General features: G+C 42.4%; 19 protein-coding genes and 1 pseudogene. 4 read left to right on the plus strand and 16 right to left on the minus strand.

Features of this window, described 5'->3' with window-relative positions; translation table 11 throughout:
* Nucleotides 1–3: 3 nt before the first annotated feature.
* A complete protein-coding gene (locus QSH61_RS24105; protein ID WP_206471168.1) occupies nucleotides 4–3,681 on the minus strand; it encodes a PKD domain-containing protein in 3,678 nt (1,225 codons plus the stop codon).
* 508 nt (nucleotides 3,682–4,189) lie between these two features.
* Nucleotides 4,190–4,726, minus strand: coding sequence for a hypothetical protein (locus QSH61_RS24110; protein WP_206471167.1), 537 nt, complete (start codon nucleotides 4,724–4,726; stop codon nucleotides 4,190–4,192).
* A 594-nt stretch (nucleotides 4,727–5,320) separates the two neighbouring features.
* On the opposite strand from QSH61_RS24110, the gene QSH61_RS24115 reads away from it, so the two are divergent.
* Nucleotides 5,321–5,797, plus strand: coding sequence for a transposase (locus tag QSH61_RS24115; protein WP_206471166.1), 477 nt, complete (start codon nucleotides 5,321–5,323; stop codon nucleotides 5,795–5,797).
* Between the two features lie 93 nt (nucleotides 5,798–5,890).
* Here QSH61_RS24115 and QSH61_RS24120 read toward each other — a convergent pair whose 3' ends face one another.
* From QSH61_RS24120 to nudB, 13 genes and pseudogenes are all read right to left on the minus strand, one after another.
* Complete coding sequence (locus QSH61_RS24120; RefSeq protein WP_206471165.1) at nucleotides 5,891–6,328, minus strand: hypothetical protein; 438 nt, start codon at nucleotides 6,326–6,328, stop codon at nucleotides 5,891–5,893.
* A pseudogene (locus QSH61_RS24385) lies at nucleotides 6,328–6,462 on the minus strand (transposase); the annotation flags it as partial. The gene QSH61_RS24120 and the pseudogene QSH61_RS24385, both read right to left, overlap by 1 nt.
* A gap of 1,274 nt (nucleotides 6,463–7,736) precedes the next feature.
* Nucleotides 7,737–8,123 carry a glutaredoxin family protein gene (locus tag QSH61_RS24125; protein ID WP_206471163.1) on the minus strand — a complete coding sequence of 129 codons (387 nt, stop codon included), beginning with the start codon at nucleotides 8,121–8,123 and terminating at the stop codon, nucleotides 7,737–7,739.
* 13 nt (nucleotides 8,124–8,136) lie between these two features.
* The gene (locus tag QSH61_RS24130; RefSeq protein ID WP_206471162.1) at nucleotides 8,137–8,730 is read right to left on the minus strand and encodes a hypothetical protein; all 594 of its coding nucleotides are present in this window, start codon (nucleotides 8,728–8,730) and stop codon (nucleotides 8,137–8,139) included.
* 673 nt (nucleotides 8,731–9,403) lie between these two features.
* Nucleotides 9,404–10,639: an ABC transporter permease gene (locus tag QSH61_RS24135; RefSeq protein ID WP_206471161.1), complete on the minus strand. Its 1,236-nt coding sequence runs from the start codon at nucleotides 10,637–10,639 to the stop codon at nucleotides 9,404–9,406.
* A complete protein-coding gene (locus tag QSH61_RS24140; protein ID WP_206471160.1) occupies nucleotides 10,639–11,829 on the minus strand; it encodes an efflux RND transporter periplasmic adaptor subunit in 1,191 nt (396 codons plus the stop codon). Before QSH61_RS24140 ends, QSH61_RS24135 begins: the two co-directional genes overlap by 1 nt.
* Nucleotides 11,826–12,980: an efflux RND transporter periplasmic adaptor subunit gene (locus QSH61_RS24145; protein WP_206471159.1), complete on the minus strand. Its 1,155-nt coding sequence runs from the start codon at nucleotides 12,978–12,980 to the stop codon at nucleotides 11,826–11,828. Before QSH61_RS24145 ends, QSH61_RS24140 begins: the two co-directional genes overlap by 4 nt.
* Entirely contained in the window at nucleotides 12,970–13,920 is a 951-nt protein-coding gene (locus QSH61_RS24150; RefSeq protein WP_206471158.1) for an HlyD family secretion protein, read from the minus strand. The genes QSH61_RS24145 and QSH61_RS24150 overlap by 11 nt, the downstream gene beginning before the upstream one ends.
* Nucleotides 13,902–14,588, minus strand: a complete 687-nt coding sequence (locus QSH61_RS24155) for an ABC transporter ATP-binding protein (RefSeq protein WP_206471157.1) — start codon at nucleotides 14,586–14,588, stop codon at nucleotides 13,902–13,904. Before QSH61_RS24155 ends, QSH61_RS24150 begins: the two co-directional genes overlap by 19 nt.
* Nucleotides 14,589–14,817: 229 nt before the next feature.
* Complete coding sequence (locus QSH61_RS24160) at nucleotides 14,818–15,270, minus strand: NfeD family protein (protein ID WP_206471156.1); 453 nt, start codon at nucleotides 15,268–15,270, stop codon at nucleotides 14,818–14,820.
* 5 nt (nucleotides 15,271–15,275) lie between these two features.
* Entirely contained in the window at nucleotides 15,276–16,226 is a 951-nt protein-coding gene (locus tag QSH61_RS24165) for an SPFH domain-containing protein (protein ID WP_010607438.1), read from the minus strand.
* Between the two features lie 143 nt (nucleotides 16,227–16,369).
* Nucleotides 16,370–17,491 carry an alanine racemase gene (locus tag QSH61_RS24170; RefSeq protein WP_174170657.1) on the minus strand — a complete coding sequence of 374 codons (1,122 nt, stop codon included), beginning with the start codon at nucleotides 17,489–17,491 and terminating at the stop codon, nucleotides 16,370–16,372.
* Between the two features lie 7 nt (nucleotides 17,492–17,498).
* Entirely contained in the window at nucleotides 17,499–17,939 is a 441-nt protein-coding gene (nudB, locus tag QSH61_RS24175; RefSeq protein ID WP_206471155.1) for a dihydroneopterin triphosphate diphosphatase, read from the minus strand.
* 501 nt (nucleotides 17,940–18,440) lie between these two features.
* Between nudB and QSH61_RS24180 the strand changes: the two genes are divergently transcribed.
* Both QSH61_RS24180 and QSH61_RS24185 read left to right on the plus strand, forming a co-directional pair.
* Nucleotides 18,441–20,348 carry a M6 family metalloprotease domain-containing protein gene (locus tag QSH61_RS24180; RefSeq protein WP_206471154.1) on the plus strand — a complete coding sequence of 636 codons (1,908 nt, stop codon included), beginning with the start codon at nucleotides 18,441–18,443 and terminating at the stop codon, nucleotides 20,346–20,348.
* A gap of 202 nt (nucleotides 20,349–20,550) precedes the next feature.
* Nucleotides 20,551–21,849, plus strand: a complete 1,299-nt coding sequence (locus QSH61_RS24185) for a methyl-accepting chemotaxis protein (protein ID WP_206471153.1) — start codon at nucleotides 20,551–20,553, stop codon at nucleotides 21,847–21,849.
* Between the two features lie 682 nt (nucleotides 21,850–22,531).
* Here the strand turns inward: QSH61_RS24185 and QSH61_RS24190 are convergent.
* Nucleotides 22,532–24,379 carry a choice-of-anchor I family protein gene (locus QSH61_RS24190; protein WP_206471152.1) on the minus strand — a complete coding sequence of 616 codons (1,848 nt, stop codon included), beginning with the start codon at nucleotides 24,377–24,379 and terminating at the stop codon, nucleotides 22,532–22,534.
* Between the two features lie 318 nt (nucleotides 24,380–24,697).
* On the opposite strand from QSH61_RS24190, the gene QSH61_RS24195 reads away from it, so the two are divergent.
* Entirely contained in the window at nucleotides 24,698–26,251 is a 1,554-nt protein-coding gene (locus tag QSH61_RS24195; protein WP_206471151.1) for a CHRD domain-containing protein, read from the plus strand.
* Nucleotides 26,252–26,288: the final 37 nt, after the last annotated feature.

The following is a 26,288-nucleotide window of genomic DNA, read 5'->3' on the forward strand; positions in this document are numbered from 1 at the left end:
TCCTTAATTCTTATAGATTTCTACAAGGTAGTCTTCAATTTCTCCGCTCCCCGAGGTTGCGGCACTGCTATAGTCAGAGCAAGGATCGATACTGTTTACTCTGCTAAATCCGTAATACTGCAAAATTCTCATACGAGTCGTCGTGACAGGTTGTGACAACTTATTACTTGGAATGCTAAATTCACCTTCAACATAACCTTTGCCGTAGTCTTGGTTAGTTTGGTCGAAGTCCATTACTAAAAGTTCTGATTTGTTGTTTCTCCAGTCACCATCACCAAATTGACCATCATTGTTTAAATCAATCCAAATATGATAATTTTCAGCGAATGTTTCTGTGCCAGCATAGCCAGCTTCAATACGATAGGTATTATTCTGTGTGGCATAGAGTTTGATTGGATTGTTAGGATTAACAACACCAGACTGCTGCGCATTGCTAAGCGGACCATCTTGATTGAAAGTCACACTGCTGATGTGTTCATAGTCAGTGATACCTACAGCTGTGCAGTATTCAACGGGCTGAGTGGGCTTTAGTTCTAACACCATATTCTTGGTACCAGTGACTCGTTCTCCTCGAACAAGCCACCAAGGTTTGTCATAACTGATAGTCAAGCTTGCGGTATAGGTTCCAGCTGCTTGATAGGTATGATCTGTATCTTGGCCGAAACTATCATTCTGATTGTGCGTTGATCCGTCTCCGAAATCCCATACTAAAGTGACATTAGGATTCCAAGCGGCATTGTCAGGTTTTGCGGTGGTGTTATTAAAGCTGACCTTAAACGTACCGTCTGCTTGCTCGGCTACCGTGTAGCTCACTTCAGGAATAAAGCTTGTCTCGCCAATTTTTACCGTTTCACTGGCCGATTGTGTACCATCAACATGGTTAACTGTGAGTGTAATAGTGTATTCACCATCAGCTTGGTAGGTGTGCTGAGTGTCTTTTACCGAGGACGTGGCACCATCACCAAATTGCCACTGTATGGTGCTACCTTGAGGGATAACACTTTGGTTTGTGTCTACATAAACAGTGCTACCGGATTTACGAGGTGTGAATCTTGCGGTGATAGTTGTGTTAAACTGAACCTGTTTGTTCCAATTTCCTATGACTTTGTTGAATCTGTCATATGCTTTTAGCTCGACCGTATAACTTCCAGCTTGCGCATATTGATGAGTAGGCGATTTTTTACTACTGGTTGAGCCATCTCCAAATTCCCATTTCCAACGTTTAACACGTGCATCAACCGTGTTGTTATCAAAACTCATTTGATTAACACCTTGGTTGGCGGTGATTCTCAAATCAACAGGGTCATTGTTTTCAGTGAGTTTAACTGTGTAGTCTTCGACTTCGCCCCAGGACATATCTCCGCATGCAGACTTCACTAAACCAAATGACACCATAGTACGAAGGCGATAGCTTTGATTTAGCTCACCACTCAATGAGATGTCGCCAGCCAATTGCGTCTTACTGCTTCCAAAGAGTACAAGTTCCTCAGTCTTATGGAATAGGCCATCGTTGTCTTTATCTAACCAGACATAAAAATTCTTTGTTTTGTCTTGAGTATCTGGGTGTGGCGCTGCGGTCAGCGTTACATTGAGTGCTTTACCGTCTTTTACTTCGACGACATCATATGAGTAATCACTGTAATTGCTTGAGGTGGAATCATTTTTGTAACTATTTAACGAAACTGATGATAGGTAATACTTACTGTGATTGATGCCTTGTGCCGGACAATAGTCATCAAATACTTCAATGGGTAGTACAAATGTATCGGACTGGCCAGAAGGTGCGATGGCAGTCAGCTCAACGTTGTATTTGCCTGCGGTAGTGAAATTATGTTTTGGCTCAAAGGCGCTGTTTTGTGCACTTCCATCACCAAAGTTCCACTGCCATTGCCAGCCTTCGCTATTACTTGCCGAGACTTGCTGGCCATCACTACGGGTTAAGTTCTTAAAGTCAAAAGCTAAGAATTGGCGATCAAAACCAAGTTCGCTCTCAAGTCCACGGTCTACCTTTAAACTTATACCGACTTGTGCAAATGCCTTACGTACGTGGTTTTGTAATTCAGTGGCTTGCCAGTTACTACCATCTTGCTTTGTAACCCCATCTTGAGTCAGCTGATCAGTCACTGTGTGGGTTTGTCGCATTACACAATCTGCACCAGTAAGATAAGTACTATTGCTGGTCCAGCAATTTTTATTTGCGTTAGCAAATAGAATGAAGGAGTATTTTGTATTCCAAGGAGAGGGGTCACTATCTAGGTCAGCAGTAGTAAGGTAGTAAAAAGCTTTGTTAAACACCCCAGCGCCATGGTGGGACGTGACTGAGTCGTCATAGTCATCAACATGATCGATTGAGTTTCCATCTAGCGTCGGAGTTTCAAAATAACGTAGAGCATCATCTAGGCGGAATGTTTCGTGATTGCTTTTCCAGTCATTCGATCCAGAGTAAAAAAATTCAGCTGCCTCACCAGCCATATCGGAAAACGCTTCGTTGATAGCACGAGCCTGACCTGTCAACATTGACTTTGGTGTACTTGAGCCATACTCCTCAGTAAAACCATGGGCGATTTCATGGGCGACAACATCTAAGGAAACCATAGGGTAAAAGAGGTAGTCCCCATCACCAAAATAGACCTCGCCGTTTTCATAAAATGCCTGATCCATATTCAGACCATAATGGACATTCTGAATTATCTTTTTATTATAGTAGGGCTTATGTCCCAGATATGCTTCGAACATTAAACTCGTTGTTTGTCCGTGATGATGGGCATCATTCAAAGCAGAGCGAGCTCCGTGATATTCTTTATAATCATTACGAGTTGAATCTGAGCAGTTATAGCTATAAGGCGTATTAACTTGCGCTGTGCCGTGATTGTAGTTTCTGGTCTCAACGTTCTTTGCATCAAATAAGCAGCTAGTTTGCTGAGCATCGGTTTCCATTGCGACGACAAAGGTCTTTGGTGGGTAGGAAACATAATCAGCTTGTTGGTAATCTGGACGTGCAATCTTGTCATTGCCAGATGGACCGCTTCCACCTTCATACACAACCCGCTGCAATACATCGGATTGGCTGATAAGCTCGTTTGTTGTTAAATCGACAAAGGAGATGATCCTTTGAGGCTTAAAAGGAGCAGAGTTAAAATCGGTGAAAAAGGTAAGTTTAGCTGCATGTCGAGCTTTACCCCGATCATCTATATAAATAACTTCTTCTGTTGATTTACGTCGAAAAACTCTAGGGCGTTCACTGGCAAATTGCGAGATGATTGAATCTAATGCTGCGTTAAGTTGGTCATCAGACGCTGGAGTTAGTGCAGGTAAATCTTTAGCAACGTCTACAATGAGATCGCCATAAACTTGCTCAACTACGCCATTTTCGTCCGTAAGCACAACAAGGTCGTGATTCCAGATAGGTATATTTTGGTATTTTTGAGTTATGGTATGGCTTTGCCTAGTTTGATCTACTTGGCTTTGATGAAATGTAAGTGTGTGACCTGTGTATTGCGCAGCAAATGTTTTAAGCGCGAGTAGATAGTTTTGATTAGAATCATCACCAAATGTGGATTGTTTTTGTTGTAAAGTAGACGCAATTTTCTGCGTGTCATTGAATAAAGAGACGCGTTCAGCGCCGTGACAATACATACTTATCGCAGATGCTAAAACGCACAGAGACTTTAACCCTTGCATGTTAACTCCATAATTATTTTGAAGATTCCTTCCCACTAAAACGCAACTACTCAGTACATGAGATAAAAGAGCGAATGAGTGCGGCTGATTATTAGTGCTATTACTTTGAGCACAAACTCTAAGGTAATAAAGAATTCCAAATAAATAAATAACAAAAAATAAACAAAAATATAACCTTATGTTTTCGCTGGGAATTTAGGGAGCGATTTTGTTTTTTGTTATTTTTATCTAACTAGTTATTATTATTGAATAAATCTAAATTCTTTGGGGCCTGAGAAAAACGTAAGAAAAGCTCACACGCTAGAGGAAGTAATCATCATTTTGTAATTTAAAGTAAATTTAAATGCTGGTGGGGTTACTGGGTGTTTCTTTATTGGGAACTTTTGCGCACTATTGATGAAATAAAAAGGATAAGAAGTGTTGTTTTAGGTTGCTTGATTAAAGGGGAAATTGCTCTGGTAAAAAGTACCTAGTGACTTTGCAAAAGCTAGGTACTTTTTGTGATTTTTTATTGGACGGTTACATTGATGTAGTTAGTTACAAAGGGCACTATTTCTATGGTTCCGGTCGCATAGACTTTTTTACCCACATCTTCACCTTTTATCTTTATATAGTATTGGCCGGCTGGAATAACAATGTCAGCGTAATGGCGTGTGCCAAAGTGAATAGTATCGCCTTTGACCAACCAGCCCTCTGGTGAAACTTCGTATAGATAGCCTTCGCACCTTATTTTGCCAATTCGCGGATGTTTGCATTCATTAAACTTAAGTCTAGTTTTACCACTTGGGTTTTTTGCCGTTTTTACAAATGCCAATGAGCCATAGTCTCGAGCCGTTTTCGTTGCTTGATGAGGCCATATGTCTTCTTTTTCGACTGAGTAATCGTTACTAGAGCCACTACCGGTTGCTGAAACAACGGTACCTGAACCGCCAAAAATACCATTAATAGCACCGTCTACACCGTCATTCACGACACGGTTGATATCATTACTTTTACAAGCAGTGAGTGAGGCGAGAGAAAGCGCGATAAGCGTTACTTTTTTCATTATTTGTCCTTGAAGTTCCATTCTCAGCAGCATTTTAACTGTGTTAGCTGTTTTTCAAAGCTTAATTAAATATTTAACGATTTATTAAGCAGTAAAACAACACAAGTCATACGAGCATTCTTTGCTCAAATAATGCTTCCTGTTATTTTTGAGTTAAATCGGATAAAAGTTTACCTTGTGGCGAAAAAAAGTCCAATAAAAAGCATGCTATTTGATCGCTCCTGAAACCAATTTAATGTATTGAATTACCTGAAGAGCTAAATAATCTTACTCTTCTCTGAAATTACAGCTTTTTTGAATCACATAACCAAGACATTGCAGTTTGTGGCTTGCTCTCACGTAATGCTCGGCACCACCCTCGGGTGGGATTCCACTTTGCTCATAGATTAACCGAAGAGTAACGCCGTCTAAATCACCGTTCCAATCAGCTTTTCTTCGTTTCACTGCTAAATTGTCTTTTTTATCTTGATGTTGCCTGATTATGTTTAAGCATATCTTGTCGAACAAAGCGATGTGTCACGCACTTTGAAGAAGGTGAACGGCTTCAGCTTTGAATTTCGAGATGCACTTCATACTGCTTGGGAGCAGTATTTAATGGTTAGTCAATCCATTACTAACTACGATAAAAACCTTGAGTGTGTGGTCTCGGGCGTCAATGAGTGTAAAAAGCCCATGAAGCTAGAAGGGATTGGTATTTTAGGTGCGATTAACTTATATAACCTGCTGGGCAATGGCGAACAACTGACTTTTAAAACAGGCAGAGAAGCATCGGCTTGTATTGGGCTGACGCCAATTCAGCATTCGAGTGGAGGCCAAGTTAAAATTGGCTCAATAGGTCGGTTTGTTAGAAATACAGCCGTACGCAGTTACTTAATCGTAGGCGCGATGTCAGCAATAAATCAAATTATGATACGGCCAGCAAAAACAAAAAAGGAGCTGTGGATTAAGCAATTAGTTGATAGAAAGGGAAAACGCTGTGCAGCAGTTGCGTTAGCGAATAAAAATGTCCGAACCGTGTTTGCGATGTTAACTCAAGATACTAATTACACCCTTCAACCATTGACAGCTTAAAAGCAAGCTTTGTAAGCAAGTGAAATTGTAAATTTAAGAGTAAAATCAGCAGGTAGATTCAGTGAATGACTACGAGCCATGCACACTTTTCAGTCATGAGCTCTCTGTATAGATTTGAACGCCTGTTCCGAAAATATCAATGAGCCGGGAGTAGCTACCCATGAAGAGCTCGAACATAAGTATGCGATTTAATCTTAAATAAACAATGAGCATTTGTTGACAAATGGGGAGTCCACATAAGTTTTTCTGTTTTTTCAGTGTTTTCTTCATGCGTTTAAATTGCTTAGCATGGGTATAGTGTGCTACTTTTTGCGCGGTCCTAGGGCCAATTCGTTCATAACTTTGCCTAAGCCGAATACCGGCTTGCTTAGCGAAACCAACCAGTTTATCACGGCATTTTTCTAGTAGTTTACTGTCCGTCGGGTGAGCAATATTTTTCTCCATGACGGTGCTGTCTACAACCACCTCTCGTAAGCTTGAAGGCTTGATGGTATTACTTTTAAGACCAGTATCAACAGTTAACGAAAGCATCAATTCAACCCATCGTCACCAATTCGCTTGCGAAAGCGTGTCATTGAACTTGGGCTGCAAGGCGGCTCATGGGTGAAAAGTTGTATGCCACAAAAATATTGCCAATACGGGTTTTCGCACCACATGGCCACCGTGTTTTCGTCAGTGAATTTATTTCAGGTATTCGAGGCCCGCGAGCAGGCAAATAGGCTTGGCGCCAGCGCCTTTATCGCCATAGTGCTGTTTGAATTCGACCTCTAGGCACTACCAATCAAAGAGTTTTGCCTGTTTCACGAGTGCATATTTTCATGACGCGGTGAAACAATATTAATAAGCTCGATTTGAAACGGTGCTTTTGTGGTGTTTGCGTGGTTGGCTTTGGTTTCATTTTTACACTCAAAGTGCAATGTTTTGGTTGTGTGATTCAAAAAATCATCAATTTCTGTTGATGAACTGATGGCTTAAACCGATCTCGGGTTATATTAGCAACACAATAACGTTTCGGAATGCCATTTTCGAAGGAACGATGATGCCTTGACCAATCCAATTGCAGCCATTCAACTCTTGAATTAACTTCCATCCGTCAGTGTCACTAAGCACGGCACTCAAAGTTAAAAACAAAACGTCGACAAGATTACATTTGATATTAACATCAGTTTTAGGAGCTTCAATCCACTCTATATGCGTGATGATGCTCATTGTAACGACCTAAAAAATTGCGATGCGCAATCAGATCATAAAACTCCAATACTCGTCAATTTAAAGTGCGGTCCCGCCCTAGACACCACACATGATGATACGTTATGTGTAACATTTAGAATAGTATATCACTGATAAGCGGTCTTACAGCTGTTTTGTAGTGATGGGGCACTTTGCTGTGCGTTATGATGTATATTACTGGTAACAGGGATTTCATATGCTTAAAAGAGAAGCTCATTGATAGGCTTAATGCGGTGTTAGCGGGTGTAGCCCTAAATTGCTGTAAAGTTCTAGTTCGACAGGGGCCTTTTATATTAGCTATTAACCGGCAAAGTACTGTGTAATGACAAAGACTGTAAATGATATGATGCTCAATCTGAACTTATACATTTTAGCCAGTCTAAGCATCAATATTCAGAGTCAACTGTTTAATGACTTTAGTCATTGAGGGGGGAGTTAAGTAGCCCATGCATGAACTACGAAATCACGAATCTCCGCAAGGAACCCTAATACAAATGTGTTCACTTTTACAAATATAGCAGGGCCCTTCATCAGAATCAGAAACTGCGAGTTGATAGTTATTGAAGAAGTCTTTTTTATTAGTTATATCATGTGCTTCAACAACACTTATTGGAGTAAGAAAGCTTAATATAAAAATAATAGCCGAATTTTTCATAAATTTTCCTTTTTGAAAATGCTAACGTTAAATCTTGATTGGTAAATGAGCGAATTAAATTTTATTTTTACTTAACTCTATTCTTATCAAGGCTTCATTGAACCCGGAAATCACTTTATTTCCAATTACTACCTGCGGTACGCCTTTTAAATTGAGAGATCTATATAGACTTTTGTTTTCCTCGCTTGTTTTTTCAATATCTCTTTCTGAAAATTTCACATTATATTCTTTTAAGAATTTCTTTAATCTCTTGCAGTGCTGGCACCAGCTTGTAGTATAAATTACAACCTTGTTTTCAGTTTTTGCAAAATGAGCTGATGTTTCTATCTCTATATATGGTGGAGGCTCAACAGCCCAAGAGTAGATTTTAAAAGATATTATCCCACATACTATTCCAAAAAAAACTGTAGTTATGTATATGATTGCGCTTTTTATATTCATTTTACTCCTCTCCCTAGTTATTATCTATCTCAATTGTAAATGTTCCTTCATCAGTGCTTGTGCTGAAATATATTTCGTTTCTTTTCCAGTTTTCATTGTGTTTTAATTGTGATATTAAAATGCCTGAAGATTCAATGACTGAACTGTTTTTAGATACGAATAAACTCACGCTGCATTTTTTTTCATTGCAGCTTATATCTTCAATTTTATAATCTTTCAGTTTATCATTGTAATAGATGAAATTAAAGATTTCATCGGAGCGTTCAATCATAGTTTTTTCGTTTTTAACTATGTTATTGGTTTTTGTGTCTTTAGTGGCTAAACTTTCATCTATAAAGGAGGGCGGGGATTCAGACAAACCCAAGTGCGAGATATTCTCACTCTTATCCGTTGATATATCAGAAAGTAAAGGTGAGGCGCTTTTTTCACTTTCTAAGTCTGAGGCAATAGATACGCTTTCATCGAACTCAGCATTTGAATCTGAGGCAATAGATACGCTTTCATCGAACTCAGCATTTGAATCTGATTCAATGGTAGGTATCTTTAAATATAGATAACAGACTAGGGCTACCAATAACAATATTATTACATCTTTAATTCTATTCATTTTTTTATTCAGTTAAAAGGGGAGGGTTCCCCTTTTTATATGGTTCCTATTATTTTGGACATATTATTCTTTCGCACCCTATATCATCGCACTTTAGACAGTAAAAGTCTCCTGCGTACGCAACAGAGAAACCTATAGTTATTGCCAATAAAGCAATGTTTTTAACTTTCTTTTTCATTTTATCTCCTTGTTTATTATGTGTCTATTTACGTATTGTCTTCTTGTTATGCAGGGCAGCGTATAACGACACACGTATGTGATGAGTTGCATTGATAGCATATCGTTCTTTGTATTTTAATATTATCATTCTGATTGCTAAGATATCTGCTGTTGTTACTTGTAATTCCTGCGCTTGCAGAGCCTATTGATGTGGCTAAGAAAAAGCCAAATATAAATGCAATTTTAGAATTTTTCATTATATCTCCTTTTGTTATATTCCATTTTAATTTGTCATGGAAAAGCGACGGTGTCAACTTTTTTAATTTTAATCTTAATTTTAATTTACAATTATTTTCATTTTGTTAATAGTGGTTTTTGTGGCAAGGTTTTTATATGTTGCTACTGTGTATGGGTTTAGTTTATGCACATTTTTAATGTTATATAGCTAATTACTTGTTTCCTTTTACTCTCTAAAGGCCTAAAAACCAAAGGGCTACTAGTACTGCCTGCTAAATTAGTCACTTTGTAAGGCTTCGATCGGGTCTAGCTTTGAAGCCTTTATTGCGGGATATACACCAAATGTTAAGCCAACTAAGGCACAAATACTAAAAGAAAGAATAATAGCACTCAGAGACCAAGAAACCGCCCAGTTTGAATAAAATGCAATTATCTCTGAAAGTAAAATACCAAACACCACGCCTAATAGCCCTCCGAGTATCGAGATGGTAAAACTCTCTGTAATAAACTGAACTTGAATATTTTTCCGAGTCGCACCGATTGCGCGTAATAAGCCGATTTCTTTGGTCCGTTCAAGTACGGTTGCGAGCATGATATTCATAATCCCAATACCACCAACAAGGAGCGATATACCAGCAACGCAAGACATAACCATATTAAAAATGGCTTGTGTTTGTTTTTGCTGAGCAAGAAGCGCTGCGGGAATGGTCAACCTATAGTCATCAATATCGCTATGACGATTGGTTAGAATGTTAGTGATAGCTTGAGATGCCAAAATTGGACTCTGAGATTTGTCGATAGCGAGTTTTAGTTCGGTAACTTCTGGTTCAAGTAATCCCTTATTGAAACGATGAATTGCGGTCGTTAGCGGAACAAAAATACGGCTTTGCTCGCCTCCTAATGCAACGCCTTGAAACTCCTTTTTGTTCAGGTGCGGCGCTTGCAAAATGCCAACAACCTCAAACCATAAATGATTGACTTTTACTTGTTGGCCAACAGCGCTCCCGAGGGGAAATAGCGTTTTTGCAGTATTGGCGCCGAGTAACGCAACCTGCCTATATTCTTTGCTATCTTCAGCATTTAGCAGGCGACCAGCAGCGAGTTCATAATGCGCAAGGCTAAAATAGTTTGCTGTGACGCCCGTGGCTTCCCCTTCAAAACTGCCGAATTCGCTAAATATCTGGTAGGTATCTACTAGCCGTTCAGCCGAAAAGTCACTAACAAAGGGCAGGGCGTCGACAATCACTTGGCCGTCTAATAAATTAAGACCTTGCGAGTGCTTTCGTTGTTCTTTTAGGTCATTCTCTTCAATGTCTTTAGCGCTGACAATAACATTATTGATCCCCATAGAATCGATCATCTTAAGCGCTTCTCGTTCAGCACCTTCACCGATGTTCAACATAGCAATAACAGCACCCACACCGAAAATCATCCCAAGTAAGGTCAATAGGGTTCTGAGCTTATGTTGCTTTAATTGCACAATAGCGTCGGTAAATAAATCCAAATATTTCATTACAGTTCCTTATTCGTGACAAGTGCAATTTGTTGTTTGGGCGATAAACCAGAAAGTACTTCAGTATGGCTTAGGTTGCTTTGGCCTAATTCCACTTTTACGCGTTTAAACTGACTACCGTCTTTAACTTGAACAAAAAACGCATTGTTATCATTAATCACGCTGTGTTTAGGCACGAGTAACGCTTGTTTATTTTCTTGGACAAATACCGTAGCAAGCACCTTATTACCAGGTTTAAAGTAGGCTGGAGTTTCATCAAGGCTCGCTATGACCTCGTAGTATTTTTGTGGATCTCCACGACGAATAGATTGTGGGTAAGGTGATACTTGTGTGACTTTACCATCAAAGCGCTCATCGCTATTGGAGAGCAGGGTAAACCTAACCTTTTGACCAATCGCAAGGCCAAGCGCTTCTTTTTCATGAACGAAAAGCTTAGCTTGCAGGGATGAGATATCTGGTAATCCCCCAATCTTTTGCCCAGGCCATAGCGCTTGCCCTGATTTGGGTTTTTCACCACGCCAATCGGCACTGAGAGTGAGTAAGCCATCATGTGGCGCGATGACTTCGAGACTGTCTAAGTTAGCGTTGTACATTGCAATTTTGCTTTCATGCTGCTTTGACTGCAATTTTAACAGTTCCATTTCTCCAAGAGCTGAAGATGAAAACTGCTCTGTCTGCCAATCAAAATAAGCCTCTTTAGCATTGAGATATGCAACATTTTGCATTTGATCTAAAATGTCGAGCTTTGAACGGATCCGTTCATCGTCAACTGAAAAGGTTTCTGCAAAGTGTTTTTCTTCACTGACGATAACCTTATCGCTATCTAAATGGGACTTTCTTGTTATTAAATCACTATCGGTGACCGTGATATCTTGCGCGACTTTGCCTTTGTCGAACTCGCTAAAACGCTTTCCCCTTTCTAATTGACTACCATCAAAACGTGCAATAACATCGCCTTTTTTCACCTGAGTATACTCAGGCATGATCCATGCGAGCGTCTGAGCCCCTCTCGCTGAAGTTGGGGCGGATATGACAGTTTCACTTGCGGCCTCCAATTCGCCTTCGGCATTAACGGTGATAGCAAAAGGCTTCGACTCCACAGTATATAATAGTTGCGCAGGCTGTTCAGTTGCTTCTTGGCAGCCAAGTAACCAAAGTGGGATAATGATCGCGAGTAATGTTTTTCTCATAGCTTTACCTCCGCGCCTTGACTAATTCCAGAAGAAATCACGGCAAGCGTCGGTGTGGTATAAGAGACGGTTACCTCTTTTTCTCCGCTATTTGTGTCTATAAACACTTTATCCGCACTTTGTTTTAACGCGTTTAATGGCACGGTTAAGGCGTTATCGAGTTGTGCTGTCACTATCTCTACACGAGCGGTCAATCCTGGCCGCAGCTTTTCAGTATCGACCTTATCCAGCTCAATAATGGCATCAACAATGCGGCTTTTATCTTGATGTGACTTTTCCCTAAAGGCCTTTCCTATTTCAATGAGTGTCCCACCGACAACATATCCGTCGGCACTGTCTATGGTAACTTTTACTGTTTGCCCCAATTTTATCCGTCCAAAATCGGCTTCTTTAATTTGTGCTTTTACCTGCATTTGTTCAATAACCGATAGCTCAACAACTGGTTGACCAAACTGCATGGACTCCCCCACACTGGGTTTTTCTCCTTCCCTGTTTGCGCGATATGCAACTAACCCATCCATTGGCGCTTTTACTTGTAAACGCGCTATGTCACGTTTTAGTTCTTTTACTTCAGCATCCATTCGTGCAACCTTACTTCTTGCCATTTGGATACTCAGTTCTTTGTTGTTTAGATGAAAAGCGAGTTTACCGCGGGCAAGTTCTAAATCATTGGTTGTAATGGTGAAATCGATTTGCGCCTTTTTTCGGTCGTTGTCTGAGCGTGAGTTGTCTATGATTTCTGCGCGGCGTTTTGCCTTATCGAAGTTCATTTGCGCTTCAGCGAGTGCGAGTTTGTATTCTTCTTCTTGCTTCTCGACTTGAGCTTGTTTATTTTCTAGCTCTTTTTGCGCTTGACTTAGCTTCGAATTGTATTCCATCAAGCGATCTCTAACGGTTTGATCGTCAAATGAAACAACGGTTTGGCCTTTTTGAACCGTGGTATTCTCAGGCATTAACTGCTTTATCTTGTACTGCCACATACGCTTGATTGAAGGGGGGGCTATCAACGCTCGGCTTTTTGATTCCAATTCACCATTTGCTTCTACAGTGATAGTGATTGGCTGTGCCTTAACGATATGTATATCGCTGGGGGCCTGACTGCAGCCAAGTAAATAGAGTGGAATAATTATTGCTAGCAACTTAACTTTCATTTTTCTCTCCTAGCAAAGTTATGCTTCCGCTCATGCCAGGCAGTAGTGGCAAATCGGTGTTGAATGTGAATTTAGCCCGAAAATACATGCCTTGGCCCCAGTCTTGGCGCTTTTCAGGTTGTGTTGATAGCTCAGTGAGCGTACCTGGCGTTGGTGATGAGCGAAAGGCGTCAAATTTTAAATCGGCAGTTTGACCTTCCTTAATACCAAGAGCATCTACTTCATGGATCCACGCTTCTAAATACAGACCCGCTGTAGAAGGTATTTCTGCTACTTTCCAACCTGTTTGTACAGTTGCGCCAGCAAACAACTTGTTGCCGTGCCAAGGATTGTCCGCATACAAAATGGGTCCGCTATTATTGGCCGTTAGACTCATTTTTTCCAGTTGTTCTTGGTTGTGCGTAAGGCTTGCTTCTAGACGCTTTATCTCTAGTTGCTGTTTCCGAGTATTTGCCTTTGCTTCAGTTTCTGCCTTGCCTAAACTTATTTCGGCTTTATGATTTTCGATAATCGCTTTTTCTAACGTCAGCTGGTGTTGCTCGTAGTCGTAGGTGCTGATATTGGCTTTTGGCACGCTCGCATCTATCTTGGCTCTTTCGACGAGCAAAATGGTTTTTTTCAACTGAAACTGAGCTTCGAGTATCTTTTGGGCGCCGTCTTGCTCAATTCGTTTGTACTCATCTTTTGCAGCGTCAAGCGCCACTTTATCTTGGTCGATTGAGGTCGCGATAGAGCCAGAATCGTAGACGACGACAATATCCCCCTCATTGGCAACTTCCCCTTCGGGCAGCATCCACTGAATTTGCGTTTTCCAAGAGTCGCTCATCGGTGCGTGAAAGACCTGAGTTTCACCTGCTTTAATAAGGCCTGAGACGATAATTGGTTTGGCAAAAGCCGGCAAAGAGGTGAGCAGGGCGATGCTTATGATGTAGTTGTGCATTGGCTATCCTCGACTTTTTCGCCATCTTTCATTCTGATGATACGCTCGGCATATGCTGCAATATCGTCCTCGTGTGTTACCATCACAATGGTATGGCCTTGCTGGTGTAGCTGGCATAGTAACTCCATGATTTCATGTGAGGTTTTACTATCTAAGTTACCAGTTGGTTCATCGGCAAAAATGACTTTTGGCTCATTAATGAGTGCCCGTGCAATGGCAACACGTTGGCGTTGTCCGCCAGACATTTCGAAGGGTTTATGATGTGCTCTGCTATCAAGACCTACTTTTTTTAGCATAGCAAGTCCGCGACTTTTTGCCTCTGATGGGGAAGTCTCGGTGTACCTTAGCGGTAAGATGACATTTTCCAGTGCGGTTAGGCGAGTAAGTAGATGGAATGTTTGAAAGATAAAGCCAATTTTTTGATTTCTAATTTGTGATAAGGCTTCATCTTCCACGGCCTGAATTTCTTGATTAGCAAGATAGTAAGAGCCGGAGGTCGGAGAGTCCAAGCAGCCAAGTATATTCATTAAAGTAGACTTCCCAGAGCCAGAAGACCCCATCACTGCGACAAATTCACCTTCCATTACTTCTAGAGAAACTGATTTTAGTGCATGCACTTGTGTCTCTCCGCTTCCGTATACTCGGCTTAAGTTTTTGACCCTAATCATTGTAGGTTATAATCCCTTGTTTTTTTAATATATTTTATTCATGGTTCAGAGGTGTCTAACCTTGTACCTAAATTTGAGTGTAACTGTTGTGCAGGATAGAGTAAACCGAGAAGGTACTAGACGAAAAGAGAATAAGGTAAAAAGTTGTTTCTGAATACTGCGGATTACAGAAAGTGCCTAACAAAATTGGTTGCTAGGCACTTTGTTCGCAAGGCTATACCAATTTTGCTTAATTAGGCTCTACCCAAAACGCTCCAACTTCTTTTTTAACCACTTTGACTGGTGTTCCTGCAGTAATAGGTTGTTTACTTTTTAGTTGCCATGCAATACCAGAATAAGTATGAAAAATACGACTATCTGGATTTAAGTCCTTTTCTAGCGTAAAGCTAAGCTCAGCAAAATCACTCGTTACTTCTTTGTTGTCAGTTACATCTTGCATACGTCTTAGTGGTTTCCATAAAAACACCGCCAGTAATGTCGTGACTAGCGCATTAAACCAAAGTGCAGTTAGCCAAGTTTGGTCAAGCATACCTGCGTACATTAAGCCGCCGCTTATCACCAACGATAGACCTAAAAAGAACAATACAAAGGTCGCAAAACCGAGAACAGCAACCTCAACAATTAGGCAAGCAATTCCTAGTACTACTAAGTTTTGTGCTAAGTGCTCAAGTAAAAAGGCCATAGGTGTTACCCTTGCTTTTTATTCAATGTGTTAATAATAGACATGCCTTGTGCGACAAGCGAGCTTGCATCAGTGCCACTTTCTGGCAGCAATACCACAGAAGATTCTTTGGCTATTGCTTCTTTTGCTGCAATGGCTTTTGTTGCCAAGTCAAGCTGAATGGCCTTTTGACCTTCTTCGGTATTTGCGGCTTCACCGACTTTACGCAGGGCTTCAGCTTGTGCGTCTGCAACGGCAATGATCGCCTTTGCTTCACCTTCGGCGCTTAAGATCTGCTCTGCTTTTTCGGCTTCAGCTGCAAGTACTTGTGCTTGCTTCTTACCTTCTGCGACATTGATTGCAGCTTGACGGTCACCCTCAGATTCTAATATTTGAGCACGTTTCACACGCTCAGCCTTCATTTGTGCTTCCATTGCTTCCATTACAGAGTTTGGTGGCACAATATCTTTAATCTCGTAGCGCAGTACTTGAATGCCCCACGGATCAGAAGCTGAGTTGATGGCGGTGACGATGTTGGTGTTAAGCAAATCTCGTTCTTCAAAGGTTTTATCCAACTCCATTTTGCCCAATTCACTACGCATGGTGGTTTGCGCGAGCTGAGTTACCGCGAAGATATAATCGTCAACACCGTAAGTCGCTTTATACGGATCTAAAACCCTAAAATAGAGTACACCATCGACAATCAATGAAATATTGTCTTTGGTTATGGCTGATTGAGACGGTACATCAACTGCTTGCTCTTTTAAGCTTCTATCGGCGGCTACACGATCGATAAATGGCAGAATAAAGTTAAGGCCGGCTTCTTTAGTGGATTGATACTTGCCGAAACGTTCAATAATCCACGCACGGTTCTGCGGGACAAATTTGATACTACCTTTTAGTACCACGATAACGAAAATCAATAAAAACGCTTGAATGGTAAAAAGGTAATCAAAAATAAGTGTGACTGGATCCATGTTAGCTCTCCTACTACATAAGAATTGTTCGCATCAAATGCATGTTCCTAATATAGATGAACGATTTGTGAATTACCATTGGTAAATTTACTTTATGCTTTAGAGAATCGGATTTGTATTGTTAAAGGCTGTAAGGTGAAGAGCTACCACCCCCCAAACCTTGGCCAAAACTCGATGTCATCATGACTTAACACATGATAGCCTGAGTGTTGAGCGGCTGTTGCACATGCATGATTCGGTAAAATACGTAGTAGGTCACCATGTTTCACGTCCGGTAAGGTGAAGCCAGGTTCGCATTCAATAACGCCATGTTCTTGATTCGCTGAGGTTACTTTGAGTCCAGGCAGTAAATTACCTTCTTGGTCACACACAAGGCCGTAGCCACAATCAAACGCTTGACTCGCGGTACCCCTGTCTCTGGAAAGCGCCATCCAACCTGCATTTATAAAGAGTTTATTTTCACTACGCTTGATACCAGTGACACGTGTTAACACGCTTAGTGCAATATCTTCGATATCACATATGCCGATACCAGCCATAACAAGGTCGAAGAATGTGTAGACCCCAGCTCGCACTTCAGTGATCCCATCTAGGTTTTGCGTTGACAGCGCTGTTGGCGTAGAGCCAATACTCAGCACTGTTGTGGCAATTTGGGCTTCTTCCAACATCGAGGCGGCAGCCACAACCGCTGAGCGCTCTTTCTCTGCAAACTGTATTAGCTGCTCTAGGGTGTTACAGGCGTATGAGCCGCCTGCATGTGTAAGCAAGCCCTGATATAAACCACCGCTTTCCAGTATGGTTGCGATTGTCACGATCTCTTTGTTTTTAGGACTAAGTCCTGCCCGATGTCCGTCACAGTCGATTTCTATCAGACAACTAATTTTACAGCCATTTTCCGCGCAAAATTGAGAGACAAACATAGCTTGTTCCATGCTGTCTAGTAGTATGGTTAAATTGACACCTTGATTGATAAGGACAAGAACGCGTTGTAACTTATCCTCTGTTATCCCCACCGCATAAGTGATATTGGTGTAACCTTCCGCTGCAAACGTTTCTGCTTCTTTTAGGGTGGAAACCGTACATCCCGCTTGCTTGTCGGCCAAAATATAGTTTGCGGCTGCAGTAGATTTTACCGTTTTCAAATGTGGGCGAAGAGCCACATTAAAAGCATCAAGATGCTTTTCCATGCGTGAAAGGTTATGTAAAAAAGCAATTTTATCAACAACTAAACATGGTGTTTGTAAAGATCCTAATGATGTAAACATAGCTCAATCATACTCCTATAAGTTCTATTGCCTGTCGATTGCTTGGGGACCAGACGCGTTCACAAGCGTGTGTTTTGTTTAGCCAGATAAAGTCCGTGTGTTCATCTTCAGCAAGTACCACGCTGATCCATGACGGTACTTGGACACTAAAAACATGCTCAGTGTTCATGGTAACACCCGGCTCATAGCGATGGCGCCACTGTGGTCTTATCGTGTATTGATTCGTTTTATTATGCGAGTGGATGGTGATCCCAAGCGCCGCGGCGTCAATGCTGGTTTCTTCTTTTAACTCTCTATAAGCGGTAGCCATTGGAGTTTCACCGGGATCAACTCCCCCAGTTACCGATTGCCAAAAGTGTTTGTCGTCTGCCCTTTGTAATAGCAAAAACTCATTATGCTCGTTGTATATTACGACTAACACCGAAATGGGTTTACGTAGTGCCGACATGGTTTACATCAAATCAGGAACATGTACTTTGAGTTTAACTAGTTGAATCGCACTCGGCAATTGGTCTAAAGCGAATTTTGGACAAAAAAAAGCAGGCCATACTGGCCTGCATAAAAACTCCAATAGCAACAAGCTGTGCCAAGGAAATCCCAATAATGCCAACATCCTAGTCGGCAAGCTCTACTTCTCGGGAGTTCAATTGTGACTTTAGGCACGCCTAGTTACGCAGGTAAAAAGGTGCAGCCCCAAAGGAACGAGACCAATGCTAATGTAATGTTTAGTACTTGTAAACTATAAATTGAAAAAAATAGTTTAAATGGGCTTTTTTTGCTCACATTGAAATGTAAAAGCTTCTAAAATGATGAAATTGTAATCGTTGTAACTATTTGTTATTTATCTAATTGATAAATTTTGTACCTTTAATGGGCTGGTGGTTGTTGCAATTTTGTATCCTTTCTGTATGTTAACGAGTTGTACAACATGTAACCTAGGAAAGGAAAAATGAAATTAACATCAGCAATTATCGCAACGTCATTATTGGCAACCAGTGTCGCAGTAAACGCGGCTATACCTTATAAAAATGAACAGTACCAATTTACCCAACCAAGTGGTGAGGTGATCACACTTATCCTTAATGGTAATACGTACTTTGCTCAGCAGCGTACAATTGACGGCGAGCTTGTAGTGTATGACGCCTCGCTTAAAGGCATGGCTTACGCTCAGGTTTCGGCCGATGGTGAGCGACTTATATCAACAGGTAAGTTAGTTACTGAACAAGAAAAACTGGGAATAAAAAGTCGCTCAGTTTCAACTGAGCGGCAAGGATTATCATCCGCTGCTATTGCAAAAAAAGTAAAAGCGGCACAACAAGTAATGTTGGGTCAAAACCAAACACCTGTCGACTTGGTACATACGCATCAGTTTGAACGCAATAACAATGAAACGGCGTTGAATGCTGAGATCAGTGGTCAAGTAAAAGGGTTAACCATCATCATTGATTTCCCTGATGAGCGCGGCACTATCACAAAAGCGCAAGTTGAGCGTTTTTTAAATGACCAAAATTACAATGAATTTGGTAACGCGCAGTCAGTAAGAGGGTATTTTTCGTCGGTCTCTGGAGGCAAGCTCGATTATACCAATACGGTAACGGCTTATTACACCGCAAAGAAAAACAAAGCGTATTACGCGGATAGCGCATTAAGCTCAACAGTACGCTCGCAAGAACTCATAAAAGAAGCGCTAAATTGGCTTGAATTTCAACAGGGATTTGATTTTAGTTCGCTGACTACAAATGGTAGCGGGCAGATCCGTGGGTTAAATATTTTTTATGCTGGCAACTCTGATAGTGCATGGTCTAAAGGCTTATGGCCACATATGGCAAGGCTCAGTCCACGTTTTTGTGCTGATGGCGTGTGTACCGATCGCTATCAAATCACTGATATGGGAAATAGCCTTGCAATTGGCACCTTTGTCCATGAATCTGGTCACTTGATCACAAATTGGCCCGATCTTTATGATTATGATGGCAGCTCAGAGGGCTCTGTCGCAAGTTTTGGTGTTATGGGGTTTGGCGCGATTGGCGCTTCCAACCGTTTTAAGCCGACGCCACCTGTTGCACACTTTAGAGCCATAGCTGGTTGGGATACGGTAACTGAACTTAACCCAGCCGTAAATGCCAATGCCCCAACAGGAAGGCTCAGCCATATTTCAGGCGCTAATAGCTCATATAAATGGACCAACCCAAGTAACGCGAATGAAGCTTTTTACATTGAGGCTATTCATCAATCGGGACAAAACTCAGAGCAACTCGATTCAGGTTTGGCTATTTGGCACGTTGATTCCGCGGGCAATAACTCGAATGAATGGTATCCGTATATCCAAATGGAGCATGGTGATGCCAAGCGAGATCCTGAAAATGGCCGAAACCGTGGGGATAATGGCGATTTATTTGATGTGGCAGGAGAGTTTAGCGCCACACTGCCGAATGCGTTGAGTAGCAAAGGGACGAATGCGCTATGGTGGAATGGAAGCGACTCGGGCTTGTCCATCAGCAATATTTCTGATCCCGCTGCAGAGATCCAATTTACCGTAAGCGGTAGTACAACCCCACCACCAGCGGGAGATGTTTACACTGGATACTTAACGGACAAGCAACAAGCCATACAACCTGACGGCAGTTGGTTTCAGTATGGCGGTGGCACAATCGCACTTACGTTAGAGGGACCTACAAACGCAGACTTCGATTTGAAACTCGAAGCTTGGCAAGGTGGTGCATGGCAACAAGTTGCCATTTCGGAGACGCCGACCTCACAAGAGTCAATTAACTATACGGCAAATTCAGGTTACTACCGCATCTTGGTTTATTCATACAGCGGTGCGGGTGATTACCGTCTGATGGTACAGAAGTAGTTAACCAAAGCGCTGCACTGGTTGGTCAATACAATTGATATAATGCCAAGTCGCGTTGCTTGTGTGGTAAGCGCGCGGCTTGTTTTTACTTCGGTGGATACTCTAGTGCACCAAATTCCACTTTCTTATCTATAATTCATACTTTATTACCAAAATTATGATAATAATGCGGTCATGCATATTGTTTGTTATGGAATAGCTTATGAATTTTTTTCGAAAGCCAAATCAAGAAGTTGAAAATTTGACCGCTGAACTCAAGCGTGCTCGGGCATTACTTTCTGCGATTGATGAAGCGGTCGCAAAAATTGAATTTACACCCGATGGTCAAATAGCAGCAGTCAATCAACATTTTCTTGCTGTCGTGGGTTACACAGAGGCTGAAGTGATAGGGCGGCACCATCGTATTTTTTGCCATAAAGACTATGTAAGTTCTTCGGAATATCGCAGTTTCTGGGCAAGCCTTCAACGTGGCCAGGCTCAGTATGGTAATTTTGAACGCTTTACCAAAAAAGGTGATGTAGTTTGGCTTGATGCTACCTATTTCCCAGTTGAAGAGAATGGCAAAGTCACCCGTATTGTTAAAATTGCGAATGATATCACAGCAGAAAAGCTCACTATCAAAGCACAAGAAGCGATAGCTAACGCACTCAATAAGTCCATGGCAACCATAGAGTTTACACCAGAGGGCGTTATTTTAGATGCGAATCCAAATTTCACGGCTACTGTGGGTTATAAACTCAGTGAGATTAAAGGTCAGCATCATCGAATGTTCTGTGACGACAGCTTTTATAAAGAACAGCCACATTTTTGGCAAGAGCTGGCAAAAGGCCAGCATAAAAGTGGTCGCTTTCATCGCTTAGGTAAACATGGCGAAGATATTTGGATTGAAGCAACGTATAACCCTATCTTTGATGAACATGGCAAAGTCATTAAAGTGATAAAGTTTGCAACAAATATCACGGCGCGGGTGCAAAAAGCGCATCGAGTCGCACAAGCTGCCGAAGTTGCGCAGGTGACATCAGAGCAAACCGAGCAAATAGCAGCTCGTGCAAGCTTGCTGTTGCAAGAATCCGTCAGTACCTCTGGGCTTATTTCTAATCAAGTGCGAAGTGCAATGGCCGCAATAGCACAGCTTAATGAACAGTCAAAAGGGATTTCGGCAATTGTGTCCACCATCAGCGCGATTGCGGAGCAAACCAATTTGTTAGCTCTCAATGCAGCGATAGAAGCCGCCAGAGCGGGCGAGCAGGGAAGAGGGTTTGCGGTGGTAGCCGATGAAGTAAGAAGTTTAGCAGCACGTACCTCGCAGTCGACCAACGAAATCAATGATGTAGTAAATCAGAATGAAGTGTTAACTAAAGAAGCCACCGCACTGATGAATACGGTGTCTGAAAGCACAGAGCTTGGTCTTGCACAAATCGATGAAGTGAACAAAGTGATGAATGAAATAAAGCAAGGTGCAGAAAACCTCACAAATACGGTTAAAGGATTGTCAGAATAACCTAAAGATCGCCGCGTAAAGCGGCTCCCACCAAGGGTTTAAGTATGTTGTAGGAGCGGATTCACCCCACGCTCTTTTCCCAAATGATCGCCGCGTAAAGCACCTCCCACCAAGGGCTCGAATATGTTGTGGGAACGGGTTCACCCCGCACTCTTTTCCCCAATGATCGCCGCGTAAAGCACCTCCCACCAAGGGCTCGAATATGTTGTGGGAGCGGGTTCACCCCACGCTCTTTTCCCCAATGATCGCCGCGTAAAGCACCTCCCACCAAGGGCTCGAATATGTTGTGGGAGCGGGTTCACCCCGCGCTCTTTTCCCAAATAATCGCCGCGTAAAGCGGCTCCCACCAAGGGTTTAAGTATGTTGTGGGAGCGGGTTCACCCCGCGCTCTTTTCCCCAATGATCGCCGCGTAAAGCACCTCCCACCAAGGGCTCGAATATGTTGTGGGAGCGGGTTCACCCCGCGCTCTTTTCCCAAATAATCGCCGCGTAAAGCGGCTCCCACCAAGGGTTTAAGTATGTTGTGGGAGCGGGTTCACCCCGCGCTCTTTTCCCAAATAATCGCCGCGTAAAGCGGCTCCCACCAAGGGTTTAAGTATGTTGTAGGAGCGGATTCACCCCGCGATCTTTTCATCAAGATCGGCGCATAGAGCACCTCCCACAGCGACATAATGTGAATGCTTTATTTTTCAGCGATTTGCCATACTGCAACTGAGCCGGAAATTTCATTACCGATCACCAATAAGGCTTTGCCAGTTGCACTTTTGTCGGCAGGAATAAATGCCATGCCCTCTGGGGCTAAGTCGCCACTGATTTCGGCATCTTCAACTAATCCGCGGTTGTAAAAATAATCTTCAAACTTAACATCGTAAGGGTTGGTGATATCGTAAACCATGATACTACCCATACGCTCTAAGCCAACGAATGCAAAAGTGCGTTCACCAATTTGACCAAGCGCTAGTGCTTCCGGCTCTGGGCCTTTTGCATCAGATCGCGTATCGCCTTCATTGGTGTCTTCATCATTGTTAAATTGTGCGCCATGCACGGAGGCTGTGATCCGCTCGATTTGATCGCCAGAGTCGAACACCACAAGGCCGTTGCTATCCCAAATGGTGAATGAACGTGCACCATAGGTGTACAGCGCTTCATATTGGCCGTCATTATTTTCATCGCCTTTCACCGTTGTGACTTTAAGGCGACCAATGTCGTCATCGTCATTATTGAGATAAGCAAAGTTGCTTGCTAAGGTAAGATCTTCGGCACGGCTCTCATCAATGTACGCTAAACAACCATCATCTTTATCGTAATCTAGGCCACCTTTTGCGGTGCAGTCGGCTTCATCCGCAGCATCAAAAAAGTATTCTCTACCATCACCTTCATTGGCAGAGACAATAAAGTTCGCGCCTTTCCACGTGTAGCTAGAGATAGTATCTGGCTGATACATGCCGTAAAGACCGGGGTACTTTTTAAAATTGATCTTTTTATCTTTATCCGAGGCATCCATGGTGTAATTAGCCCAGTCTTTGAATCCCAAACCGACTAAATTAAGGCTATTGTCACTGAGATCTACGATAGCGAGTGCGTTGTTTTCTTGAATTGAAACATAGGCGAAGCGGTTGTCTTTAGAGATGGTGACATATTCCGGTTCTAAATCCATCGCAACTGTCGTATTAATAAGTTTGCCATTGATAGTGCGACCAGTTGGATTGGCGAAGACAATGCCTTGTGCTTCTAGCTCAGCTTGCTTGGTGTTAAATGCGCTAAAGTTTAATTGTGTTGCTGTATTTGCAACTACGCCGTTTGTAATGTTGATTATGCTGATGCTACCTTCAGGATCAACGCTGTAGTCACCTGCGGGTTCCCCTTCATTTGCGACCACGACTTTGCTGCCATCATGAGTAAAGGTAACCATATCAGGTAGTGCACCTGCCGTTACATTTTTAACAAAGGCCGGAGTTGCACCTGAGATATCATAAAAAGCGATTTGTCCTGCGTCACCCGTAGTCTTGGCAGCCATTGCAACTGCCAATAGTTGGTTGTTTTCGTCAACTGCAATACTGTTTGCGTCGCCGGGTGTATTGTCGTTTAAGTTGATTGTCATGGTTGATGTTAAATTTGTAGCGGTAATAACACCTTCATTATTTTTGACTAGAGCGGCCGTATCAAAGCTGGTTGCTGGAATAACTTCAACCACAGCGGTACTGCCTGAACTATTAATGGCATATATCCATTTTTTGGATGCTTGGTAAGCGACAATTTCAGCGGCGCCTTCAGGGCTTTCTGCATTAAGCACTGCGCGTCCCACAAGACTTATTTCAAGCATGCTATTGGCGTTAGTGCCATTGGTTCCGTCTTGTCCGTTTGCTCCATCTTGGCCGTCGGAGCCATTTGTACCATTTTGACCATCGTTACCATCTTGTCCGGCAACGCCTTGTTGCCCTTGCGAGCCTGTGGCGCCATCGTCACCATCAAGCGAACAACCTGTGAGAAGAGAAAGCAAAGAGAGCGCGATAAGTGAGTGCTTAAACATAAAATATCCTGATTATTATTGTTAAAGCAGCTACTTAATCACAAAAATATGACTCTTATATGGCAATGAGGTTTCACAATTATTGTGAGAAATTCATTGATATCACTGAGCTGGAAGTAATGCCATTCAAGCGTTAGTACCATCGGTATCAAAGGGTGATCAGGCAAAAGTTGGTATTGCGGTTGGTGCAATTAGGTACAGACAAAAAATATACAATAATTTTGCAAGTTTGATGAACTTTTATTCAAAGCTGTTCGTAAGGGTTAGCTATGGGTGACAAAAGTCATTCTTTTTAACCTAGTCTACAGGATGAGTATAATGAAAAAGTTTATAGTAAGTGCCAGCTTCATGCTTCTTATGGCATGCAGCGATAATGACGATAACGATACTGTTACACCTCCGCCACCGCCGCCAGCCCAAGAGTTTTCAGCGACTAAGACCTTTGAATTGATGTTATCAGGAAAGCAAGAAGTGCCGATGAATACGTCAATGCAAACCGCTTCCGCAACAGTTGAGCTTGATGAAAATCTGATGCAACTCAGAGCAACACTCGACTACAGCAACGTCGAAGGTTTTAGTGCTGCACATATTCACGATGGTGATTTGGGGGCGAATGGCGATGTGGCATTCGCCTTTGAAGCATCAGATGACAATAAAGTGAGTATTCCGATCACAGATCTGTCTGAGGATCTAATTGAGGATATGTTGGATGGTGATTGGTATATTAATCTACACACCGAAGCCTTTCCAAACGGCGAGTTACGCGCTCAGATTGTGCCTGACACGGTAAGCGTGATCACGTTCAAATTAGATGGCTCACAACAGGTGCCAATGAATGAAAGTAGTGCCATGGGGTATGGTTATGCGTCATACGACAGCACCGACGGCGAGCTTTACCTTCGCGCGGTGACTATGGGCGTTGATGGTGCCACTGCTGCACATATTCACACTGGCCGCATTGGTATGAACGGCGATGTGCTTGTGGTGTTAGAGCAGGACGACGAAGTAATGACAGATTGGGTAACTCCCGATGACACGATGATCGACGAAGCGACGTTGAATGTTTTGCTCTCGGGTGGACACTACGTCAATGTTCACACGCCAGAGCTAACAAATGGTGAGATCCGCGGCCAAATCCTGACGGACAATTACGCAGTTGCGACATTTGACTTATCCGGCAAACAGGAAGTGCCAGCAGTAGCAACAATGGCATCCGGTGATGGCTATGCCCTTGTTAACACTGATAACTATGAAGTAGAGCTCAGAGTTGTCACTAGCGGTGTTGAGGATGCAACGGCGGCACATATTCATACCGGTCGGATCGGCATGAATGGTGATGTTTTAGTTGGCCTTGAGCAAAGCACCGATGATATGAATGTATGGATGACGCCAGACAACACCATGATCAATGCTGAGATTTTTGCAGTGCTCGCATCGGGTGGTCACTATGTTAATGTGCATACACCAGCAAATGCGAGTGGTGAACTACGTGGCCAGATCCTCACTGACAACTACACTTTGGTAGCGTTTCCATTGAGTGGCGAGCAAGAAGTCCCAGCCGTTACAACCACAGCTACTGGTAGTGGATATGCTTTGGTAAATCGAAACGGCTTCGACCTTGAATTACAAGTCCTCACCTCAGGTGTTGCCGATGCAACGGCTGCGCATATACATACTGGTATTGCTGGTGAAAACGGCCCTGTTTTACTAACGTTAATGCAAGATAGTAGTGATGCCAATCGCTGGATGGCTCCGGCCAATGCTGCATTGACAGCGGAAATATTTGCGATTCTGGCTGGCGGTGGTCACTACGTGAATGTGCATACACCAGCAAATCCAAGTGGTGAGTTAAGAGGTCAAATAGTTAATTAAACGCTTAGGTAATTATCTCGCATCTAAGAGTCTGTTA

This window comes from Pseudoalteromonas sp. JC3 (genome assembly GCF_030291895.1).
Taxonomy (GTDB): domain Bacteria; phylum Pseudomonadota; class Gammaproteobacteria; order Enterobacterales; family Alteromonadaceae; genus Pseudoalteromonas.

What these genes read in the sequence shown, in the direction of transcription:
- QSH61_RS24105 (WP_206471168.1), bottom strand. Translation starts at nt 3,681, where the DNA reads ATGCAAGGGTTAAAGTCTCTGTGCGTTTTAGCATCTGCGATAAGTATG.
- QSH61_RS24180 (WP_206471154.1), top strand. Translation starts at nt 18,441, where the DNA reads ATGAAATTAACATCAGCAATTATCGCAACGTCATTATTGGCAACCAGT.
- QSH61_RS24165 (WP_010607438.1), bottom strand. Translation starts at nt 16,226, where the DNA reads ATGGATCCAGTCACACTTATTTTTGATTACCTTTTTACCATTCAAGCG.
- QSH61_RS24185 (WP_206471153.1), top strand. Translation starts at nt 20,551, where the DNA reads ATGAATTTTTTTCGAAAGCCAAATCAAGAAGTTGAAAATTTGACCGCT.
- QSH61_RS24115 (WP_206471166.1), top strand. Translation starts at nt 5,321, where the DNA reads ATGGTTAGTCAATCCATTACTAACTACGATAAAAACCTTGAGTGTGTG.
- QSH61_RS24190 (WP_206471152.1), bottom strand. Translation starts at nt 24,379, where the DNA reads ATGTTTAAGCACTCACTTATCGCGCTCTCTTTGCTTTCTCTTCTCACA.
- nudB (WP_206471155.1), bottom strand. Translation starts at nt 17,939, where the DNA reads ATGTCGGCACTACGTAAACCCATTTCGGTGTTAGTCGTAATATACAAC.
- QSH61_RS24145 (WP_206471159.1), bottom strand. Translation starts at nt 12,980, where the DNA reads ATGAAAGTTAAGTTGCTAGCAATAATTATTCCACTCTATTTACTTGGC.
- QSH61_RS24135 (WP_206471161.1), bottom strand. Translation starts at nt 10,639, where the DNA reads ATGAAATATTTGGATTTATTTACCGACGCTATTGTGCAATTAAAGCAA.
- QSH61_RS24170 (WP_174170657.1), bottom strand. Translation starts at nt 17,491, where the DNA reads ATGTTTACATCATTAGGATCTTTACAAACACCATGTTTAGTTGTTGAT.
- QSH61_RS24110 (WP_206471167.1), bottom strand. Translation starts at nt 4,726, where the DNA reads ATGAAAAAAGTAACGCTTATCGCGCTTTCTCTCGCCTCACTCACTGCT.
- QSH61_RS24120 (WP_206471165.1), bottom strand. Translation starts at nt 6,328, where the DNA reads ATGCTTTCGTTAACTGTTGATACTGGTCTTAAAAGTAATACCATCAAG.
- QSH61_RS24150 (WP_206471158.1), bottom strand. Translation starts at nt 13,920, where the DNA reads ATGCACAACTACATCATAAGCATCGCCCTGCTCACCTCTTTGCCGGCT.
- QSH61_RS24140 (WP_206471160.1), bottom strand. Translation starts at nt 11,829, where the DNA reads ATGAGAAAAACATTACTCGCGATCATTATCCCACTTTGGTTACTTGGC.
- QSH61_RS24130 (WP_206471162.1), bottom strand. Translation starts at nt 8,730, where the DNA reads ATGAATAGAATTAAAGATGTAATAATATTGTTATTGGTAGCCCTAGTC.
- QSH61_RS24125 (WP_206471163.1), bottom strand. Translation starts at nt 8,123, where the DNA reads ATGAATATAAAAAGCGCAATCATATACATAACTACAGTTTTTTTTGGA.
- QSH61_RS24195 (WP_206471151.1), top strand. Translation starts at nt 24,698, where the DNA reads ATGAAAAAGTTTATAGTAAGTGCCAGCTTCATGCTTCTTATGGCATGC.
- QSH61_RS24155 (WP_206471157.1), bottom strand. Translation starts at nt 14,588, where the DNA reads ATGATTAGGGTCAAAAACTTAAGCCGAGTATACGGAAGCGGAGAGACA.
- QSH61_RS24160 (WP_206471156.1), bottom strand. Translation starts at nt 15,270, where the DNA reads ATGGCCTTTTTACTTGAGCACTTAGCACAAAACTTAGTAGTACTAGGA.